The sequence below is a fragment of the Streptomyces sp. NPDC020898 genome (assembly GCF_044333925.1).
Classification (GTDB): domain Bacteria; phylum Actinomycetota; class Actinomycetes; order Streptomycetales; family Streptomycetaceae; genus Streptomyces.
Genome location: NZ_JBIRRV010000001.1, coordinates 310,643 through 329,457, shown reverse-complemented (window position 1 = coordinate 329,457; position 18,815 = coordinate 310,643). Strand labels below are relative to the sequence as shown.

Here is an 18,815-nt window from a genome sequence, read left to right as displayed (position 1 = left end):
CGTACGATCGTCGGCGTGGCTGGTCGAAGGCGTGCTTGGCGGGTGGGGCGGGTCCGGGTCGTGGCGCTCTGGCTGCTGCCCGTCACGCTCGGCTCCCTCGTTGCGTGCGGCGGCGGCCGGCCGGAGACCGACACCGCCTCCGCCGACGTACGCCAGCTGCTCGACCGGCGGGCCGCGGCAGTTCTCGCCGGGGACGAGCCGGCGTACGCGCTCACCGGTGCGCGGGCGGAGTTCACGAGGCTGCGCGCGCTCCCGCTCGCGGCCTGGTCGTACCGGCTGACCGCCCTGCGCCGTACCGGCGGCGACGGGGCCACCGCAGACGTGGAGCTGAGTTACCGCGTCGAGGGCATCGACAAGGCCCCTGTGAAAGCCGGTCGCACCCTCCGCCTGACCGAGCGGGACGACGGGAAGTGGTACGTCGACGCCGACAAGCCCGCGCGCAGGACCGGCCAGCAGCTGTGGGACCAGGGGACCGTGCAGGCCGTACGCGGGGCGCACAGCCTCGTTCTCGGGGTCGGGCAGCCGACGGAGTCCCTGCGCCGGTACGCGGGCCTCGCCGACCGGGCCGTGCCGGCGGTGACCCAGGCCTGGGGTGGGACGTGGACCAAGCGGGTCGTGGTCCTCGTACCGAAGTCGCTGGACGGGATGGCGGGGCTGCTCGGGTCGCCGGCCTCCGCGTACCGGGGGATCGCGGCGGTCACGACCGGGGAGACGGGCGGCTCGGCGAAGGCGCCGGCGGACCGGATCATCGTCAACCCCGAGGCGTACGCCGTCCTCGGGAACTTCGGCAAGCAGGTCGTGCTCACCCACGAGACCACTCATGTGGCGACCCGTACGGCCACCTCGGCGGCCACGCCCCTGTGGCTGTCCGAGGGGTACGCGGACTGGGTCGGCTACCGGTCGACGGGGCGTACGGCGGTCGAGGCGGCGTCCGAACTGGCCCGTGCCGTGGCCTCGGGCGACGTGCCCGACGCGCTCCCGGAGGACGCCGACTTCGGCTTCGACGGGGACGCGGGGAAGCTGGCCCGGGCGTACGAGGGCGGCTGGCTGGCGTGCCGGCTGATCGCGGACCGCTGGGGCGAGGTGCGGCTCGGCGAGTTCTACCGGGCTGTGGGCGCGCACGGGACGCGGGCGGGGGCGGTCGAGGGCGCGATGGCGGGCGTGCTGGGGACGACGCCGGGGGAGTTCACCGTGTTGTGGCGGGACTATCTCCGGGCTCAACTCGGCTGAGGGGCATGGGGGCCGAGGAGGAACCCAGGGGCTCCTTCGCGGTCTCCTTCGCGCCGGCCGACCGGTCGGTGATCGGCGGGAGCGGGGCCCGGCGCGGTGGGACCGTCGTGCGCCACAGCTCCAGGGCGGCCGTCACAGCGGCGATGACCAGGAGGCCGTTGCGGATGAACAGGAGGGTCATGCCGTAGGCGTCGCTGGCGACCACGTGTCCGAAGCCGATAGGGAACTCCAGGACCGTCACCAGGCAGGCGATCACGACCAGGGCGGCCGGCAGGGTCATGCCGGTGGCGCGGAAGCACAGGCAGACGGCGGCCAGGCCGACCAGCCACACCATGTACTGCGGGCTGATCACCCGGCTGGTCACCGTGAACAGCAGCACCGCCACGAAGGCCGCGTCCGCGAGCGTGTGCGGAAGGAAGCGGGTGGCGCACAGCCGCCACATCAGCAGCCAGCCGAAGACGACGGCGGTCAGCAGCAGCGCCACCGTGCTCACCGTGTCCACGTACGGGCCCAGGAACTCGATGGAGCCGTAGTTCAGCGCGACCTGGCCCTCCCAGCCGTAGTGCCGGGCGACATGGAAGACGAGGGCACCCACCGACTCCACCTCGGTGCCCCGGTCGCCCTGGAAGGTCAGGAAGGCGAAGGCACCGGGCATGGCCAGCGCGAACACCGCCGCCACCGCGGCCGCCGTGACGGCCGCGGAGGCCCACGCCCGCCGCCGTACGGCCCCCACCAGCAGCAGGGCCGGCCACACCTTCAGCAGCGCCCCGAAGGCCGCCAGGGCACCCATGAGGCGCGGATGCCGGGCGCCCGCGAGCAGCGCGGCCACCGCCACGGCGGTCACCATCACGTCGTACCGGGCGTACACGGTCGGGCCCAGCAGCGGTACGCCCACCACCCACACCCAGGCGCCGCGCAGGGTCCGGCCGGGGCGCACGCCCGTGTAGAGCAGAAGGGCCAGGACGACCAGGTCGGCGAGGCAGGCCAGGACGAAGAACGCCGTCGCGTAGTCGAGGAAGGGCAGGACGGCCGGGGAGAGGATCGCGAGGGCGGCGGCCGGCGGGTACTGCCAGGTGACGTCGTCCAGCGGGAAGGTGCCGTCGCGCAGCACCTCGTACCAGCCGTGATAGATCGCCGAGACGTCGCTCGTGACGTCCGGGCCGGGGAACACGAACACCTTGAGGACGAACAGCATCAGGAACAGCCGGGTCAGGCCCCAGGTTCCCATCAGTGCCACGGGGAGCCGCAGTCGCTCCCTGCTCGTGATGTCCAACTGAACCCCTGTTCGTGCTGCCGCGCAGCCGTGCCGGTCCGCGACCGAGGACCTGTCAACCGATGAGCGGCCATGATCTCCCGATCGGCTGTGCGAATGTTATCAACCGGGCCGGTACACCTGTGAGGGTTCCGGGCGGGTGTGGGAAGCGGTTCGGTAAGGTCTGCGGCGATGCACAAGACCCTGATCGTGACGAACGACTTCCCGCCGAGGCCGGGCGGTATCCAGGCGTTCCTGCACAACATGGCGTTGCGGCTCGACCCCGCGCAGGTCGTCGTCTACGCGTCCACCTGGAAGCAGGGCCACGAGGGTGCCCGGGCCACGGCCGCCTTCGACGCCGAGCAGCCCTTCACCGTCGTACGGGACCGTACGACGATGCTGCTGCCGACGCCCGCGGTCACCGGGCGGGCCGTCGCTCTGCTGCGTGAACACGGCTGTACGTCGGTGTGGTTCGGGGCGGCGGCGCCGCTCGGGCTGATGGCGCCGGCCCTGCGGAAGGCGGGCGCCGAGCGGCTGGTGGCGACGACCCACGGGCACGAGGCCGGGTGGGCGCAGCTGCCCGCGGCGCGCCAACTGCTGCGCAGGATCGGCGAGTCGACGGACACGATCACCTACCTCGGCGAGTACACGCGGTCGCGGATCGCCGCCGCGCTGACCCCCCAGGCGGCCCGGCGGATGGCCCAGCTCCCGCCCGGGGTCGACGAGAAGACCTTCCATCCGGGGTCGGGGGGTGACGCGGTCCGCGCCCGGCTCGGGCTCACCGACCGGCCCGTCGTCGTGTGTGTCTCGCGGCTCGTCCCGCGCAAGGGACAGGACACGCTGATCCTGGCGATGCCCCGCATTCTCGCCGTCGAGCCGGAGACGGTGCTGCTGATCGTCGGCGGCGGGCCCTACGCGCGGGAGCTGCGCAAGCTCGCGCACGAGACCGGCGTCGCCGACTCGGTCCGCTTCACGGGGCCGGTGCCCTGGGCCGAACTGCCCGCCCACTACGGCGCCGGTGACGTCTTCGCGATGCCGTGCCGGACGCGCCGGGGCGGCCTCGATGTCGAGGGGCTCGGGATCGTGTACCTGGAGGCGTCCGCGACCGGGCTGCCGGTGGTCGCCGGTGACTCCGGGGGCGCGCCGGACGCCGTCCTGGACGGTGAGACCGGCTGGGTGGTGCGCGGTCGCTCCGTGGAGGAGGCCGCCGACCGGATCACCGTCCTGCTCGGCGACGCCGAACTGCGCGCCCGGATGGGGGAGCGGGGGCGGGCCTGGGTCGAGGAGAAGTGGCGCTGGGACCTGCTGGCGGAGGAGCTGAAGGCGCTGCTGTGACGCAGGTGCCGAGAGCGGCGAGAGTGCCCAACAGGTAGGCAGGCATAGGTACGCACCTACTAGGCGGAAGCCGAATTTCCGCCGATGCTGCGCTCATGACAGAAAAGGTGATACACCGTCAGCTGATGCAGCATCAGCTGACGAGACGTCAAATACTGGGCATGGCCGCCTTCCAGACGGCCGCCGCCCTCGGATTCACCCGCGTCGGCCTCCAGTCCGCCCAGGCGGTCGAACCCGCCGCCGTCGAATCCGCCCCCGCGATCGTCATCGGTTCCGGATACGGCGGCGCGGTCGCCGCCCTCCGCCTCGGCCAGGCCGGCATCCGCACCCTCGTCATCGAGATGGGCCGCCTCTGGAACACGGCGGGCCCCGACGGCAAGATCTTCTGCTCCACCGCCGCCCCCGACAAGCGCTCCATGTGGTTCAAGAACCGCACCGAGGCGCCCCTCGCCAGCTTCCTGTGGCTGGACGTCGTCAACAAGGACATCACCCCGTATCCCGGCGCCCTGGACCGCGTGCACTACGACAACATGTCCGTGTTTCTCGGGCGCGGGGTCGGCGGCGGCTCGCTGGTCAACGGCAGCATGGCCGTCACCCCGCTCCAGTCGTACTTCGCCGAGCAGTTCCCCGGCGTCAACGCCGCGGAGATGTACGGCACTTACTTCCCGCGGGCGCGCGCGATGCTCGGCGTCAACAGCGTCGACCCCGCCTGGTTCGAGTCCACGGAGTGGTACCGCTTCTCCCGGATCTCCCGCAAGCACGCCCAGAACACCGGCCTGCGGACCACCTTCGTACCGAGCGTCTACGACTTCACCTACATGCAGCGAGAGGCGGCCGGCACGGCGACCAAGTCGGCGCTCGGGCAGGAGGTCATCTACGGCAACAACCACGGCAAGAAGAGCCTCGACAAGACGTACCTCGCCTCGGCGCTCGGCACCGGAAACGTCACCATCACCACCATGGAGCGCGTCAGGGCGATCACCCGGGCCGCCGACGGGACGTACGTCCTGACCGCCGACCGGATCGACGACACCGGCGCGGTTGTCCAGACCAAGCAGTACGGGTGCACCTATCTGTTCCTCGGCGGCGGCAGCGTCGGGACCACCGAACTCCTCGTGCGGGCCCGGGAGACGGGCGCACTGCCCGCGCTCGACGCCACCGTGGGGGCCGGGTGGGGGACCAACGGCAACGTGATGCTCGGGCGCGCCAACCACCTGTGGGACACGGTCGGGGCGAATCAGTCGACGATGCCGGTGATGGGCATCGACGACTGGGCCAACGCCGACAACCCCGTCTTCGCCGAGATCGCCCCGCTGCCGACGGGGCTGGAGCACTGGGTGAGCCTCTATCTGGCGATCACCAAGAACCCGCAGCGGGCCTCGTTCACCTACGACGCGGCGACCGACTCGGCGCGGCTCGGCTGGAGCGCGGCCCAGAGCGCGGTGTCCGTCGCCATGGCGAAGAAGCTGTTCGACCGGATCAACGCGGCCAACTCCACCATGTACCGGTACGACCTGTTCGGCTCCGGCAACAAGATCTTCGCCGACGACTTCACCTACCACCCGCTGGGCGGCTGCGTGTTGGGGAAGGCGACCGACAACTACGGGCGCGTGAAGGGGTATTCCAAGCTGTACATCACCGACGGCTCTCTGGTGCCCGGCTCGATCGGGGTGAACCCGTTCGTGACGATCACCGCACTCGCGGAACGGACGATGGCGCGGGTCCTCGCCGAGGACACCGCGCCATGACTCCGTAACTCCGGTACTGAGAACCGGTACTAACTCTGGTAGATCGCCTCGATCTCGTCCGCGTAGTCCTTCGCCACCACATTGCGCTTGAGCTTCAGGGACGGCGTCAGGTGGCCCGACTCCTCGGTGAACTGGGAGGCCAGAATGCGGAACTTCCGCACCGATTCCGCCTTCGACACCGCGGCGTTGCCGTCGTCGACCGCGCCCTGGATCGCCGCGAGCAGATCCGGGTCCTGGGCGAGCGACGCCGCGGTGGACCCGGCCGGCTTGCCGTGCTCGTCGGCCCAACGGCCCAGGAACTCCTCGTCGACGGTGACCAGCGCGCCCACGAACGGCCGCCCGTCGCCCACCACCATGCACTCCCCGACCAGCGCGTGCGCGCGGATACGGTCCTCGATCACGGCCGGGGCGACGTTCTTGCCGCCCGCGGTGACGATGATCTCCTTCTTGCGGCCGGTGATACGGAGGTAGCCGTCCTCGTCGAGGGTGCCGATGTCGCCGGTGTGGAACCAGCCGTCGGCCAGCGCCTCCTCGGTCGCGTCGGGGTTGTTCCAGTACTCCTTGAACAGGTGCTCGCCGTGCAGCAGCACCTCGCCGTCGTCGGCGATGCGCACCACCGAACCGGGCAGCGGCTGCCCGACCGTGCCGATCTTCTGCCGGTCCCAGGGGTTGAACGTGGTGGCGGCACAGGTCTCGGTGAGGCCGTAGCCCTCCAGCACCGTGAAGCCGATCCCGCGGAAGAAGTGCCCGAGCCGCTCACCGAGCGGGGCGCCGCCGGAGATGGCGTACTCGCCCTTGCCGCCGAGGACGTTGCGCAGCTTGCTGTAGACGACCCGGTCGAAGACCTTGTGTTTGATCTTCAGGCCGACCGACGGACCGGACGGCTCGTCCAGCGCGCGGCTGTACGCGATCGCCGTGTCCGCCGCCTTGTCGAAGATCTTGCCCTTGCCGTCCGCCTGCGCCTTGGCGCGCGCCGAGTTGTAGACCTTCTCGAAGACGCGCGGCACACCGAGGATCAACGTCGGCCGGAAGGAGGCCAGTTCGTCGGTGAGGTTCTTGATGTCCGGGACGGTGCCCAGCTTGATCGGCGCCATCATCGGCGCGACCTGCACAAGGCGCCCGAAGACATGTGCGAGCGGGAGGAAGAGGAGGACGGAACACTCGCCGGTCCGGAACAGCGGCCGCAGCCGCTCGACGATGTTCCCGCACTCGGCGAAGAAGCTGCGGTGCGTGAGCACACAGCCCTTGGGCCGGCCCGTGGTACCGCTCGTGTACACGATGGTCGCCGGGTCGTCGGCCTTCGCCTGCGAGCTGCGCTCCTCGACGGTGGCGTCGGTGACGTCCTTGCCGGCCCGGCCCAGCTCCTCCACCGCGCCGGCCTCGATCTGCCAGACGTGCCGGAGCTCGGGCAGCCGGTCGCGCACCGACTCGACGGCGGCGGTGTGCCCGTCCAGCTCCACGACGATCGCGGTGGCCCCCGAGTCACTGAGGATCCACTGCACCTGCTCGGCGGAGCTGGTCTCGTACACCGGTACGGTCACCGCGCCCGCGCACCAGATCGCGAAGTCGAGCAGGGTCCACTCGTACCGCGTACGGGACATCAGGGCGACCCGGTCGCCCGGCGCGACACCGGAGGCGATGAGGCCCTTCGCGGCGGCGTGCACCTCGGCGAGGAAGGTCGTGGCCGTCACGTCCTGCCAGGCGCCGTCCACCTTGCGGGCGATGACGGCGACGTCCGGATGCTGCGCGGCGTTTCGGCGGACGATGTCGGTCAGATTTCCGTCCGCGGGGACCTCGTACAAAGCCGGAAGGCTGAACTCGCGCAAGACTGCTGCTCCTCATAGGGCGCCGGCGCCACGACGTTGTGCGATGCGACGGTGCGGTCCATGGCTCGGGCAAGTACTCACGGATCTCCTAGTTGAAATCCTGAGTACGACTGGACTGCCCGGACGTTACCCGTCGGTATGGCCACTATGACAGGGGGGTCCGGTGAGATGTTCGCCGCGTCACACGGGTTGGGGTCTTTTGCGCACAGTAGTCCACTGTTTTCTTCACTGGCCAGTAACCGTCACCGGCCCCCCTGTCCTGTTCACCCATGCCGCACACGCCTACCCTTGATCGCCATGGCACCCACACTGCGGGGCGAATCGCGGGGAAACCCCCAGGAGAAGTCAACGCGCGTTCACGTGGTCAGCGACGTGCACGGCAACGCGCGTGACCTGGCCAGGGCCGGAGAGGGCGCGGACGCGCTGATCTGCCTGGGCGACCTGGTCCTCTTCCTCGACTACGCCGACCACTCGCGCGGCATCTTCCCCGACCTCTTCGGCACCGAGAACGCCCACCGCATCGTGGCGCTGCGCACGGCCCGCCGGTTCGAGGAGGCGCGCGAGTTCGGGGCCCGGCTGTGGGCGGGCATCGGCATGGACCGGGCGACGGCCATCGAGAAGGCGGTGCGCAAGCAGTACGCCGAACTGTTCGCCGCGTTCCCGACACCGACGTACGCCACCTACGGCAACGTCGACATACCGACACTCTGGCCCGAGTACGCCGGCCCGGGCACCCATGTCCTGGACGGACAGCGGGCGGAGATAGGGGGCCGGGTCTTCGGCTTCGTCGGCGGGGGGTTGAGGACACCCATGCGTACGCCGTACGAGATCAGCGACGAGGAGTACGCGGCGAAGATCGAGGCCGTCGGCGAGGTCGACGTCCTGTGCACGCACATCCCGCCGGAAGTCCCGGAACTGGTGTACGACACGGTCGCGCGCCGCTTCGAACGCGGCAGCCGTGCACTGCTGGACGCGATCCGCCGGACGCGCCCCCGGTACGCCCTGTTCGGTCATGTCCACCAGCCGCTGGCCCGGCGGATGCGGATCGGTGGCACGGAGTGCGTGAACGTGGGGCACTTCGCGGGCAACGGGACGCCGTGGGCGCTCGAATGGTGAGGCCATGAGGCCGGGTCCTGGTGGCAACGGCCTGCCCGGCGCGGGGTAGCCTTCACGCTGCACACACGTGCGCACTCACCCTCCCTCACCGGACCGCACCTGGAGGAGCCACGGCGATGGCGGAATTCACCAGTTCGAGCATCACGATCGAGGCGGCACCGACCGAGGTGATGGCGGTCATCTCCGACTTCGCCCGTTACCCGGACTGGACCGGCGAGGTGAAGGAGGCGGAGGTCCTCGCGACCGACGCCCAGGGCCGCGCCGAGCAGGTCCGCCTGGTCATGGACGCGGGCGCGATCAAGGACGACCAGACCCTCGGCTACACCTGGACCGGCGACCACGAGGTCTCCTGGACCCTGGTCAAGTCGCAGATGCTGCGTGCGCTGGACGGCTCGTACATCCTGAAGCCGGCGGGCGACGGCGCGACCGAGGTGACGTACCAGCTGACGGTGGACGTCAAGATCCCGATGCTGGGCATGATCAAGCGCAAGGCGGAGAAGGTCATCATCGACCGAGCGCTGGCGGGCTTGAAGAAGAGGGTGGAGGAACCCAAGTAGTTCTCCCTCGGAACCTGAAACGCCGGACGGGCTGAAGCACTTCAGCCCGTCCGGCGTTCTTCGAGGACGGGCGCGTTCGGCCCAAGCTTCTTTCCCACCCGCCCCCGCCGCTTCTTCAGCCCAGGCCCAGGCACCCCAGCCCCGTCGGCGTTTGAGGACAAGGCCCGTTCAGGGCCGTAAGGGGGGTCTGGGGGCGCAGCCCCCAGGAAGGGATGGGCCGGGTAGGGGCGGCGGGGGCGAAATCGATCCGACGTTCGCACCGGTACCGTTCACACCCATGCGCACCATCCTCCTCACCGGCCCAGGCGGCTCGGGCCGCACCACCCTCGCCGCGGCCACCGCACTGGCCGCGGCGCGCGACGGCACCTCCACCCTCGTCCTCAGCACCGACCGCACCGACACCCTCGGCGCGGCCCTCGGCACCCCCACCGGCCCCGACCCCGTACACGTACCGGGCGCCCCCCACCTCACCGCCTGGCGCCCCGACGCCACCGAGCGCTTCCGCGCCGACCTCACCGCCTTCCAGGACCGCGCGGCCAACGTCTTCGACTTCCTCGGTGCCTCCCGTCTCGACCCCGAGGAACTCACCCCCCTGCCCGGCGCCGAGGAACTCGCCCTCCTGCGGGGCCTGCGCGACGCCGCGCTCTCCGAGGCGTACGACCTCCTGGTCGTCGACCTCCCGCCCACCGCGCAGGCGCTCGCCCTCCTCGCGCTCCCCGACGAACTCCGCCGCTATCTGCGCCGCCTCCTCCCGGCCGAACGCCAGGCCGCCCGCGCCCTGCGCCCCGTACTCGGCCGCCTCGCCGGCGTCCCGATGCCCGCGGAGTGGCTGTACGAGGCCGCCGCCCGCTGGGACGTCGAGCTGGCCGCCGTCGCCGCGGTCGTCGAGGACCAGAACACCGTCGTACGCCTGGTCGCCGAACCCGGTCCGGCCGGTACCGACGCCGTACGCACCGCCGCCATCGGACTCGCTCTGCGCGGCCTGCGCGCGGACGCGCTGATCGCCAACCGTGTCCTGCCGGAACCCTCCATCGACCCCTGGCTCGCCTCCGTCACCGCCCAGCAGCGCAAGGCCCTGGACGAATGGCACGAGTGGACGGAGTCGCAGGCGACGTACACCCTGCACCAGGTCCCGCACCTCGGACACGACCCGCGCGGCACCGACGACCTCGCCGCCCTGCGCGCCCCCGCCGTCAACCGGAGCCCCGCCACCGTCGAGTGGCCCGTCACCGACCATCTCGCCGACGACGGCGTGCTCCTCTGGCACATCCCGCTGCCCGGCGCGATACGCGACGAGCTCGACCTGATCCGGCGCGGCGACGAACTCGTCCTCACCGTGGGGCCGTTCCGCCGTATCGTCCCGCTGCCCTCGGCGCTGCGCCGCTGCACGGTGGCCGGCGCCGCCCTGCGCGACGGCGAGCTGAGGGTCCGTTTCGCGCCGGACCCGGATCTGTGGCCGCAGACCCGATGAAGCAGGTACGTCCATTCGGGTACCGTCGGAGAGACGAACCGTAGTCAGGAGTCCGCCATGAGCGAAGAGCGCTCCACGTCCGACGCCGCTCAGGGGGACGCGGCCGCCGAGGCCCCGTTCGAGGCGCCCACACCCGACGCCGACGCGTGGGCGAAGGCCTGCGCCGAGGACCTCGACGCGGAGAAGGCCCGCCGCCGGGCACAGTACGGCCCGCCGCCCGGCTCGGCCGCCGAGGAACTGCGCAAGCTCGTCGACGCCGTCTCGGACAAGCTGTCGTCCCTCCAGTCGCCGCTGCTCGGCGCGGTCACCCAGGGCGCCGCCCAGCAGGTGGTGCAGCAGGTCGTCCAGCAGGCCAAGGCCGCCGTCGAACCGGTGATCGAACGCAATCCGGACGTCTTCGACCACCTGGCAGCCGCGGGCAACGAACTGCTCGCCGCCTACCGCTCGGCCGTCGAGAACCAGGAACGCCGCTGGGCCACCAGGGAGACCGACCGGGGCAAGGACCGGGGCGAGGACCGGGGCGAGGGCACCGGCTCGGGCGAGCGTATCGACCTGGACTGACAGCGCCCTGAGTCCATGCCCGAGGCCCCCCGGCGGGTGCCCGCCGGGCCGGTTTCACCCTGCGGACGACGGGAATCCCGCGACAGGGGCTCGGGTACGGTTGGCCGTAGCGGGGCTCCACCGAAACTGAGGGATTCATGGGACTCACCATCGGCGTCGATATCGGCGGCACGAAGATCGCGGCCGGCGTGGTCGACGAGGAAGGCAGCATCCTCTCGACCCACAAGGTGCCGACCCCGGGCACCGCCGAGGGCATCGTGGACGCCATCGCCGCCGCCGTCGAGGGCGCCCGCGCCGGGCACGAGATCGTGGGTGTCGGCATCGGCGCGGCCGGATACGTGGACCGTCAGCGTTCCACGGTCTACTTCGCGCCCAACATCGACTGGCGCCAGGAACCGCTGAAGGACAAGGTCGAGGGACGCGTGGGCCTGCCGGTCGTCGTCGAGAACGACGCGAACGCGGCGGCGTGGGGCGAGTACAAGTTCGGCGCCGGCAAGGGCCACCGCAACGTCATCTGCATCACCCTGGGCACCGGCCTCGGCGGCGGCATCATCATCGGCAACAAGCTGCGCCGCGGGCACTTCGGCGTGGCCGCCGAGTTCGGGCACATCCGGATGGTCCCTGACGGGCTCCAGTGCGGCTGCGGCAGCCAGGGCTGCTGGGAGCAGTACGCGTCGGGGCGTGCCCTGGTCCGGTACGCGAAACAGCGCGCCAACGCGACCCCCGAGAACGCCGAGGTGCTCCTCTCCCTCGGTGACGGCACCCCCGACGGCATCGAGGGCAAGCACATCTCGATGGCCGCGAGACAGGGCGACGCGGTCGCCGTCGACTCGTACCGTGAACTGGCCCGCTGGGCCGGCGCCGGCCTCGCCGACCTGGCCTCCCTCTTCGACCCCTCCGCCTTCATCGTCGGCGGCGGCCTCTCGGACGAGGGCGAACTGGTCCTCGACCCCATCCGCAAGTCCTACAAACGCTGGCTCGTAGGCGGCAACTGGCGCCCCGTCGCCGACGTCATCGCCGCCCAACTGGGCAACAAGGCAGGCATGGTGGGCGCAGCAGACCTGGCCAGGGAACCCGACCCCATCATGTGAACCACTCGCTGACTGCAACAAGCCCGCCGTACCTCGGAAAGAGGAACGGCGGGTTTTTCAACACCGGTGGGGGCAGTGAACGTAGGGGCGCGGGGCTGTATCTATCTGCGGCTCCGCCGCGGGGCGCGACAAGCTACAGACGGCCGTCACCGCGGCCAACAACCGCACTCCCCACGGCGAGTTCCCGGCCAACCCCTCACCCCGCCTCCGTAGATTGACCAACATGGCGACAAACCCCCCGCTCCCCAACCCCCGCACAGACCCCGACGGTTCCGCCGTCATCAGAGTCCTCAGCTACAACATCCGCTCCATGCGCGACGACACCGACGCCCTCGCCCGCATCATCACCGCCTGCGCCCCCGACCTCGTCCTCATCCAGGAAGCCCCCCGCTTCTTCCGCTGGCGCAAGAAGCTCGCCCGCCTGGCAGCCGCCTCCGGCCAGGTACTCCTCTCCGGCGGCGCCCCCGCCGCCGGCCCCGCGCTCCTCTGTTCCCTCCGCGCGACAGTCGAACGCACCGAGGACGTCCTGCTCCCGCTCAGCCCCGGCCACCACCGCCGCGGCTTCTCCACGGCAGTGGTCCGCTTCGGGGGCGCCCGGCTCGGCGTACTGAGCTGTCACCTCAGCCTCCAGAAGGACGAGCGGTACGAGCAGTCGGGCCTGCTCCTCGACCGGCTCGCCGCGCTGGACGTACCGCACGCGGTCGCGGGCGGCGACCTCAACGAACGCCCGGCCGGCCGCACCTTCCGGCGCCTGGGCACCGGCCTCCAGGACTGCTGGGCCACCGCACCCTGGGGCACGGAGTTCACGTCGACGCCCGCCGACCCGCACCAGCGGATCGACGCGATCTTCGCCACGAAGGGCATCGAAGTCCTGGGCTGCGGGGTCCCGTTGGGGCACCCGGGGGTGACAGAGCCGGATCTCAGGGCAGCGACGGACCACCTGCCCGTGCTGGCGGCACTGCGTGTACCGGCAGCCTGAGTCCGGTCCGTCGAGCGGAGCGCCGGACAGGGGCCGTCAGACCACCGCGCCCCGCCCCGGATCCTCCTCGTCCTCGTCCCCGGCCTTCATCCGCATCACCAGCGTGGCGAACCCGCCGAGGAACCCGCCGATGCCCAGCGTCGTCAGCCACCAGGTCATGTCCCAGCCCAGCAGTACGGCGAGCAGCAGCAGAAGCGGGCCGCCGAGCACCCCCAGCCAGGCGAACCGTGAGGTCGTGTCGGCGGCGGGCAGCGGAGGCGGCTCGGGCGGTACGAAGTGGCCCTCGTCGCCATCGTCGAAGTCGTCCTCCGACGCGTCCGGCGCCGTGTAGTCGCGCGGACCCCCGACGCCCGGGGCGAAGGCGACGGAGCTGCCCAGCGCCTTCGGGGGCTGCCCGTCGCCCTTGGCCACCTTGTCGGCGTTGCCCTTGGGATCGGGGTCGCCGGAGTCACCGTCGTCGTCGTTCGTCTCCGCTTCGAGCAGCGCCAGGTCCTCGACGGACTTGAACGGCTTCGCGCCGGGCGGGTCCGGCGGCTCGTCGCCGTACGCGTCCACGATCGCGGCCCACGCGGCCGCCTCGTCGAAGGGCACGCCCTTCTCCTCCGGCTCCTGGTCGGAGTCGTGCTCAGCCACCCGTGGCCGTCCCTTCCTGCTGCCCCACTTGGTCTCCCTGCCGGCTCTGGCGCGGCACCCGTGCCTCGCCCGAATCCTTCGACTCCTTGCCGGCCGCGGGTGCGAGCCGGAGGACGAACGCGTGGCTCTCCTCGAAGATCCGGTCCGCATCATGGTCCAACGTCGCGACGTGGTAGCTCTGTTCCAGCACGGTCTCCGTCACGTCCGTGGACGACACCCGGCTCAGTATCCGGGCCGAGTCGGCAGGCGGCACCACATGGTCCACTCGGCTGTGCAACAGCAGCATCGGCTGGGTGACCTGCGGCAGTTCGCCGTCGAGCAGCCGGTAGAACGTGCGCATGGAGTGTGTCGCGTGCAGCGGAACCCGGTCGTAACCGACCTCTGCGACGCCCTCCTTCTTGATGTCACTGACGATGCCGGGGACCGAGGGCACCAGATGCCGGAGCACCGGAAGGGCGTACGCGGCAAGGCCCGGCACCTTGTTCGCCGGGTTGACGACGACGATGCCGCTGATCCGGTCGCCGTGCTGGGAGGCGAGGCGCAGGGCCAGTGCGCCGCCCATCGAGAGGCCGAAGACGAACACCTGGGTGCAGCGGGCCAGCAGGGCGCGCAACTCGCGGTCGACCTCCGCGTACCAGTCCTGCCAGCCGGTGAGCTGCATGTCCTCCCAGCGCGTGCCGTGCCCGGGCAGCAGCGGCAGCGAGACGGTCAGTCCGCGCTCGGCGAGGTACTCCGCCCAGGGGCGCAGTGACTGAGGGGAACCGGTGAAACCGTGACAGAGGAGAACTCCGACCTCCCCGCCCTCGTGGCGGTACGGCTCGGCTCCAGGAAGGACCGGCACCATCGGTCTCCTGTTCATGGGGTGGGTGACTGGGGCGGGTGATCACGCAAGGCAGGCCCCGAGGCTCCGAGGCGTACTTCACCGTACGCGACCGTACTGACACCGACCAGGGCCGTCGGGCTCTTTGACAGTGCCCCGGGTTAAGGTCTGATCGACAGAAACGGGAGGCATTCGGTTGTTGTACGGCGCGATGAAGGTTTCCGTCGGGGGACCGCTGAAGCTTGCCTTCAGGCCCTGGGTGGAAGGCCTGGAGAACGTTCCGGCCGACGGCCCGGCGATCCTGGCGAGCAACCATCTGTCCTTCTCCGACTCGTTCTTCCTCCCCGCGGTCCTCGACCGCAAGGTCACCTTCATCGCCAAGGCCGAGTACTTCACGACGCCCGGCCTCAAGGGCCGGATGACCGCCGCCTTCTTCAAGGGCGTCGGCCAGCTCCCGGTGGACCGCTCCGGGGGGCGCGGCGCGGGCGAGGCCGCGATCAGGAGCGGTGTGGAGGTCCTTGAGCGCGGTGAGCTGTTCGGCATCTATCCCGAGGGCACGCGCTCGCCCGACGGCCGCCTCTACCGGGGCAAGCCCGGCGGCCTGGCGCGCGTGGCACTCGCCACCGGGGCGCCGGTGATCCCGGTCGCAATGATCGACACCGAGAAGATCCAGCCGCCGGGCAAGGTGATGCCCAAGCTGATGCGCCCGGGCATCCGCATCGGCAGGCCGCTCGACTTCAGCAGGTACCACGGCATGGAAAACGACCGCTTCGTGCTCCGCGCCGTGACCGACGAGGTCATGTACGAAATCATGAAGCTCTCCGGCCAGGAGTACGTCGACATCTACGCGTCGGCCGCCAAGCGCCAGATCGCCGACGCGGCGAAGGCGGAGAAACAGGCCGAGAAGCAGGCACAGAAGGCGCTGGAGAAGAAACGGTCGGGCACCAAGTAGCAGTACCCGGGGGCGGGTTCGGGGGATGGGCGGGGGACATGGCCGTACGTGAGAGAGCTGGACGTCCGAAGATCATGCGGATGTCGGTCGAGCAGCCGCTGTGGCGTGCGCTGGCCGGCTACCGGGTGCTCACGATGCTGTACGCGGTGGGGTTCTTCGCCACCGCCTACGACGGGTTCCAGCGTCCCTGGCTCGCTGTCGCCTACTACTGCGTCCTGTTCGTCTGGACCCTGGCGACCCTGCCCTGGGTCGCGAACGCGGTCAGCTGTACCAAGCGCTTCCTCGCAGCCGACCTCACGGTCGCCCTCACCGGCATCCTCATCACGCCCCTCGCCGACACCCACGAACGCATCCAGTCGGGCGGCCCGACCCTGCCGTCGATATGGACCGCGGGCTCGGTGCTGGCCTTCGCGATCAAGGGCGGCTGGCGCTGGGCGGCCTTCGCCTCGACGCTGGTCGCCGCGGCGAACCTGATCGAGCGGGGCGCCCCGGCCCGCGACACCATCCACAACGTGATCCTGGTGTGGGTCGCCTCCATCGCCATCGGGTACGTCGTCGAGGTCGCCCGCGCCTCCGAGCGCACCCTCGCCCGCGCCCTGGAGATCGAGGCCGCGACCCGCGAACGGGAGCGTCTCGCCCGGGACATCCACGACAGCGTCCTCCAGGTGCTGGCGATGGTGCAGCGACGCGGCGCCGTGCTCGGCGGCGAGGCGGGGGAACTGGGCCGGATGGCCGGCGAGCAGGAGGTCGCCCTGCGCGCCCTGGTCTCCGGCGGCCTCGTTCCGGAGTCCCGGGCGCCGGGGTACGCGGAGTACGGCGCATCAGGGGCGCCGGGCACCGCCGTACGCACGGCGGGGGAGTCCGGGGCGGCGGACTCGCCGGACCCGGTGGACCTGCGCACCCTGCTCGTCCCGTACGCCACCTCGACGATCACCCTCTCCGACCCCGGCGCCCCCGTGCAGCTCGCCCGGGCCGCCGCGAAGGAGCTGGCCGCGGCGGTCGGCGCCGCCCTGGACAACGTACGCAAGCATGCCGGGGACGGGGCGCGGGCCTGGATCCTCGTCGAGGACGAGCCGGACTCCGTGGTCGTGACCGTGCGCGACGACGGGCCGGGCATCCCGGAGGGGCGGCTCGCGCAGGCCGAGGGCGAGGGACGGCTCGGCGTGGCCCAGTCGATCCGCGGCCGGCTGCGCGACCTCGGCGGCGGCGCCGAGCTGATCTCGGTGCCGGGGCAGGGCACGGAGGTCGAACTGACGGTACCGAAGGTCCTGAAGGACATCAGGCCGGCACGGGGGAAGGCGGAGAAGCGATGACGAACACCGGCAACGAGAGCGGGACTGTGAACGCGAACGGGGAAGTACCCCAGGGCCAGGACCAGGGCCCGCTACGGGTCATGGTCGTCGACGACCACCCCATGTGGCGTGACGCGGTCGCCCGCGACCTGGCCGAGGCCGGGTTCGACGTGGTCGCCACCGCGAGCGACGGCGAGCAGGCCGTGCGCCGCGCCCGGGCCGTCGCGCCGGACGTCCTCGTGCTCGACCTGAACCTGCCCGCCAAACCCGGCGTCCAGGTCTGCAAGGAGCTGGTCGGCTCCCACCCCGCCCTGCGCGTCCTGGTCCTCTCGGCGAGCGGGGAGCACGCCGACGTACTGGAAGCGGTGAAGTCGGGCGCGACCGGCTATCTGCTCAAGTCCGCCTCCACGGAGGAACTCGTGGACGCGGTGCGCCGTACGGCGGTCGGCGACCCCGTGTTCACCCCGGGGCTGGCCGGTCTGGTCCTCGGCGAGTACCGCCGCCTCGCCTCCGAACCGGTCCCGGCCACGGGCACCGACGAACCCAAGGCGCCGCAGCTCACCGACCGCGAGACGGAGGTGCTGCGCCTGGTGGCCAAGGGCCTCAGCTACAAGCAGATCGCCGAACGCCTGGTCATCTCTCACCGCACGGTCCAGAACCACGTCCAGAACACCCTCGGCAAGCTGCAACTGCACAACCGGGTGGAACTGGTGCGGTACGCGATCCAGCGCGGCCTGGACGACGAGTAGGCGGCGCAGCCCGCGCCCCGCGGAGATCAACTACCGCACAATTCACCGGAATTGACCTTCCTGCCCATCCCGAAGTGACCTGCATCACGACTAGCGTGACCTTCAGCAGGTATCCGCGGCGAAGGGACTTTTCCATGCGCGTCGGAGTACTGACCGGAGGCGGCGACTGCCCCGGGCTCAACGCCGTCATCCGGGCCATCGTCCGCAAGGGCGTACAGGAGTACGGCTATGACTTCGTCGGCTTCCGGGACGGCTGGCGCGGTCCACTGGAGGGCGCCAGCATGCGCCTCGACATCCCCGCCGTACGGGGCATCCTGCCCCGCGGTGGGACCATCCTCGGCTCCTCGCGCACCAATCCGTTCAAGGAGGAGAACGGCATCGGCCGCATCCGGGAGAACCTCGCCGAGCAGGAGGTCGACGCGCTCATCGCGATCGGCGGCGAGGACACCCTCGGGGTCGCGGCCCGCCTCACCGACGAGTACGGGGTGCCCGTCGTCGGCGTACCGAAGACGATCGACAACGACCTGTCCGCCACCGACTACACCTTCGGCTTCGACACCGCGGTCGGCATCGCGACGGAGGCGATCGACCGGCTGCACACCACCGCCGAGTCGCACATGCGGGTCCTCGTCTGCGAGGTGATGGGCCGGCACGCGGGCTGGATCGCGATCCACTCCGGGCTCGCCGGCGGTGCCAACGTCATCCTCATCCCCGAACAGCGCTTCGACGTCGACCAGGTCTGCGCCTGGGTGACCTCGCGGTTCAAAGCCTCGTACGCCCCGATCGTGGTCGTCTCCGAGGGGGCGATGCCGAAGGACGGCGACATGGTCCTCAAGGACGAGTCCCTCGACTCCTTCGGGCACGTCCGCCTCTCCGGCGTCGGCGAATGGCTGGCCAAGGAGATCGAGAAACGGACGGGGAACGAGGCGCGCACCACGGTGCTGGGCCACATCCAGCGCGGCGGCACGCCCAGCGCCTTCGACCGCTGGCTCGCCACCCGCTTCGGCCTGCACGCCATCGACGCGGTCCGCGATGGCGACTTCGGCAAGATGGTCGCCCTGCGCGGCACGGACATCGTCCGCGTCCCGATCGCGGAGGCCACCGCGAAGCTCAAGACGGTCGACCCGAAGCTGTACGAGGAGGTCGGCGTCTTCTTCGGCTGACCGCCCGCCGGGGCGCCCGGGCACCGGCCCGAGCGCCCCG

17 protein-coding genes are annotated in these 18,815 nt (G+C 71.0%); 13 read left to right on the top strand and 4 right to left on the bottom strand.

Features of this window, described 5'->3' with window-relative positions; all coding sequences use genetic code 11:
- The first annotated feature begins 15 nt into the window (after positions 1-15).
- Positions 16-1,230 (top strand): hypothetical protein, encoded by a 1,215-nt coding sequence (locus ACH4TV_RS01490; RefSeq protein ID WP_398393056.1) that lies wholly within the window; start codon positions 16-18, stop codon positions 1,228-1,230.
- On the opposite strand, the gene ACH4TV_RS01485 is transcribed toward ACH4TV_RS01490, so the two are convergent.
- Entirely contained in the window at positions 1,187-2,458 is a 1,272-nt protein-coding gene (locus tag ACH4TV_RS01485; RefSeq protein WP_398395303.1) for a glycosyltransferase 87 family protein, read from the bottom strand. The two genes, ACH4TV_RS01490 and ACH4TV_RS01485, sit on opposite strands and share 44 nt — an antisense overlap.
- A gap of 216 nt (positions 2,459-2,674) precedes the next feature.
- On the opposite strand from ACH4TV_RS01485, the gene ACH4TV_RS01480 reads away from it, so the two are divergent.
- The gene (locus tag ACH4TV_RS01480) at positions 2,675-3,817 is read left to right on the top strand and encodes a glycosyltransferase family 4 protein (protein ID WP_398393054.1); all 1,143 of its coding nucleotides are present in this window, start codon (positions 2,675-2,677) and stop codon (positions 3,815-3,817) included.
- A gap of 161 nt (positions 3,818-3,978) precedes the next feature.
- Positions 3,979-5,565 (top strand): GMC oxidoreductase, encoded by a 1,587-nt coding sequence (locus ACH4TV_RS01475; protein ID WP_398395301.1) that lies wholly within the window; start codon positions 3,979-3,981, stop codon positions 5,563-5,565.
- 29 nt (positions 5,566-5,594) lie between these two features.
- On the opposite strand, the gene ACH4TV_RS01470 is transcribed toward ACH4TV_RS01475, so the two are convergent.
- Positions 5,595-7,391 (bottom strand): AMP-dependent synthetase/ligase, encoded by a 1,797-nt coding sequence (locus ACH4TV_RS01470; RefSeq protein WP_398393052.1) that lies wholly within the window; start codon positions 7,389-7,391, stop codon positions 5,595-5,597.
- A 360-nt stretch (positions 7,392-7,751) separates the two neighbouring features.
- Here ACH4TV_RS01470 and ACH4TV_RS01465 point away from each other — a divergent pair, with 360 nt between their 5' ends.
- From ACH4TV_RS01465 to ACH4TV_RS01440, 6 genes are all read left to right on the top strand, one after another.
- Positions 7,752-8,507 (top strand): metallophosphoesterase, encoded by a 756-nt coding sequence (locus tag ACH4TV_RS01465; protein ID WP_398395299.1) that lies wholly within the window; start codon positions 7,752-7,754, stop codon positions 8,505-8,507.
- Positions 8,508-8,623: 116 nt separating this feature from the next.
- The gene (locus ACH4TV_RS01460; protein ID WP_398393050.1) at positions 8,624-9,064 is read left to right on the top strand and encodes an SRPBCC family protein; all 441 of its coding nucleotides are present in this window, start codon (positions 8,624-8,626) and stop codon (positions 9,062-9,064) included.
- Positions 9,065-9,341: 277 nt separating this feature from the next.
- Positions 9,342-10,535, top strand: a complete 1,194-nt coding sequence (locus tag ACH4TV_RS01455) for an ArsA family ATPase (protein WP_398393048.1) — start codon at positions 9,342-9,344, stop codon at positions 10,533-10,535.
- A 57-nt stretch (positions 10,536-10,592) separates the two neighbouring features.
- Positions 10,593-11,096: a DUF5304 domain-containing protein gene (locus tag ACH4TV_RS01450; RefSeq protein ID WP_398393046.1), complete on the top strand. Its 504-nt coding sequence runs from the start codon at positions 10,593-10,595 to the stop codon at positions 11,094-11,096.
- A 137-nt stretch (positions 11,097-11,233) separates the two neighbouring features.
- Positions 11,234-12,187, top strand: a complete 954-nt coding sequence (locus ACH4TV_RS01445) for an ROK family glucokinase (protein ID WP_398393044.1) — start codon at positions 11,234-11,236, stop codon at positions 12,185-12,187.
- 223 nt (positions 12,188-12,410) lie between these two features.
- On the top strand, positions 12,411-13,166 hold the full coding sequence (locus tag ACH4TV_RS01440) for an endonuclease/exonuclease/phosphatase family protein (protein WP_398393042.1): 756 nt from the start codon (positions 12,411-12,413) through the stop codon (positions 13,164-13,166).
- Between the two features lie 36 nt (positions 13,167-13,202).
- On the opposite strand, the gene ACH4TV_RS01435 is transcribed toward ACH4TV_RS01440, so the two are convergent.
- Together ACH4TV_RS01435 and ACH4TV_RS01430 are read right to left on the bottom strand one after the other, a co-directional pair.
- On the bottom strand, positions 13,203-13,799 hold the full coding sequence (locus ACH4TV_RS01435; RefSeq protein WP_398393040.1) for a hypothetical protein: 597 nt from the start codon (positions 13,797-13,799) through the stop codon (positions 13,203-13,205).
- A complete protein-coding gene (locus ACH4TV_RS01430; RefSeq protein ID WP_398395297.1) occupies positions 13,792-14,640 on the bottom strand; it encodes an alpha/beta hydrolase in 849 nt (282 codons plus the stop codon). Before ACH4TV_RS01430 ends, ACH4TV_RS01435 begins: the two co-directional genes overlap by 8 nt.
- A gap of 190 nt (positions 14,641-14,830) precedes the next feature.
- Between ACH4TV_RS01430 and ACH4TV_RS01425 the strand changes: the two genes are divergently transcribed.
- The 4 genes from ACH4TV_RS01425 to ACH4TV_RS01410 all read left to right on the top strand — a co-directional run bounded on the left by ACH4TV_RS01425 (position 14,831) and on the right by ACH4TV_RS01410 (position 18,775).
- Positions 14,831-15,571 carry a lysophospholipid acyltransferase family protein gene (locus ACH4TV_RS01425; protein ID WP_398393038.1) on the top strand — a complete coding sequence of 247 codons (741 nt, stop codon included), beginning with the start codon at positions 14,831-14,833 and terminating at the stop codon, positions 15,569-15,571.
- Positions 15,572-15,609: 38 nt separating this feature from the next.
- The gene (gene macS, locus ACH4TV_RS01420) at positions 15,610-16,884 is read left to right on the top strand and encodes a MacS family sensor histidine kinase (protein ID WP_398393036.1); all 1,275 of its coding nucleotides are present in this window, start codon (positions 15,610-15,612) and stop codon (positions 16,882-16,884) included.
- An 80-nt stretch (positions 16,885-16,964) separates the two neighbouring features.
- On the top strand, positions 16,965-17,612 hold the full coding sequence (locus tag ACH4TV_RS01415) for a response regulator (protein ID WP_398395295.1): 648 nt from the start codon (positions 16,965-16,967) through the stop codon (positions 17,610-17,612).
- 134 nt (positions 17,613-17,746) lie between these two features.
- Positions 17,747-18,775 (top strand): 6-phosphofructokinase, encoded by a 1,029-nt coding sequence (locus ACH4TV_RS01410; RefSeq protein WP_398393034.1) that lies wholly within the window; start codon positions 17,747-17,749, stop codon positions 18,773-18,775.
- Positions 18,776-18,815: the final 40 nt, after the last annotated feature.

Bases quoted from the DNA above. Each gene is read 5' to 3' on its own strand.
- ACH4TV_RS01485 (WP_398395303.1), bottom strand. From the start codon at position 2,458: ATGGGAACCTGGGGCCTGACCCGGCTGTTCCTGATGCTGTTCGTCCTC.
- ACH4TV_RS01480 (WP_398393054.1), top strand. From the start codon at position 2,675: ATGCACAAGACCCTGATCGTGACGAACGACTTCCCGCCGAGGCCGGGC.
- ACH4TV_RS01475 (WP_398395301.1), top strand. From the start codon at position 3,979: ATGGCCGCCTTCCAGACGGCCGCCGCCCTCGGATTCACCCGCGTCGGC.
- ACH4TV_RS01460 (WP_398393050.1), top strand. From the start codon at position 8,624: ATGGCGGAATTCACCAGTTCGAGCATCACGATCGAGGCGGCACCGACC.
- ACH4TV_RS01455 (WP_398393048.1), top strand. From the start codon at position 9,342: ATGCGCACCATCCTCCTCACCGGCCCAGGCGGCTCGGGCCGCACCACC.
- ACH4TV_RS01450 (WP_398393046.1), top strand. From the start codon at position 10,593: ATGAGCGAAGAGCGCTCCACGTCCGACGCCGCTCAGGGGGACGCGGCC.
- ACH4TV_RS01445 (WP_398393044.1), top strand. From the start codon at position 11,234: ATGGGACTCACCATCGGCGTCGATATCGGCGGCACGAAGATCGCGGCC.
- ACH4TV_RS01440 (WP_398393042.1), top strand. From the start codon at position 12,411: ATGGCGACAAACCCCCCGCTCCCCAACCCCCGCACAGACCCCGACGGT.
- ACH4TV_RS01425 (WP_398393038.1), top strand. From the start codon at position 14,831: ATGAAGGTTTCCGTCGGGGGACCGCTGAAGCTTGCCTTCAGGCCCTGG.
- macS (WP_398393036.1), top strand. From the start codon at position 15,610: ATGGCCGTACGTGAGAGAGCTGGACGTCCGAAGATCATGCGGATGTCG.
- ACH4TV_RS01415 (WP_398395295.1), top strand. From the start codon at position 16,965: ATGGTCGTCGACGACCACCCCATGTGGCGTGACGCGGTCGCCCGCGAC.
- ACH4TV_RS01410 (WP_398393034.1), top strand. From the start codon at position 17,747: ATGCGCGTCGGAGTACTGACCGGAGGCGGCGACTGCCCCGGGCTCAAC.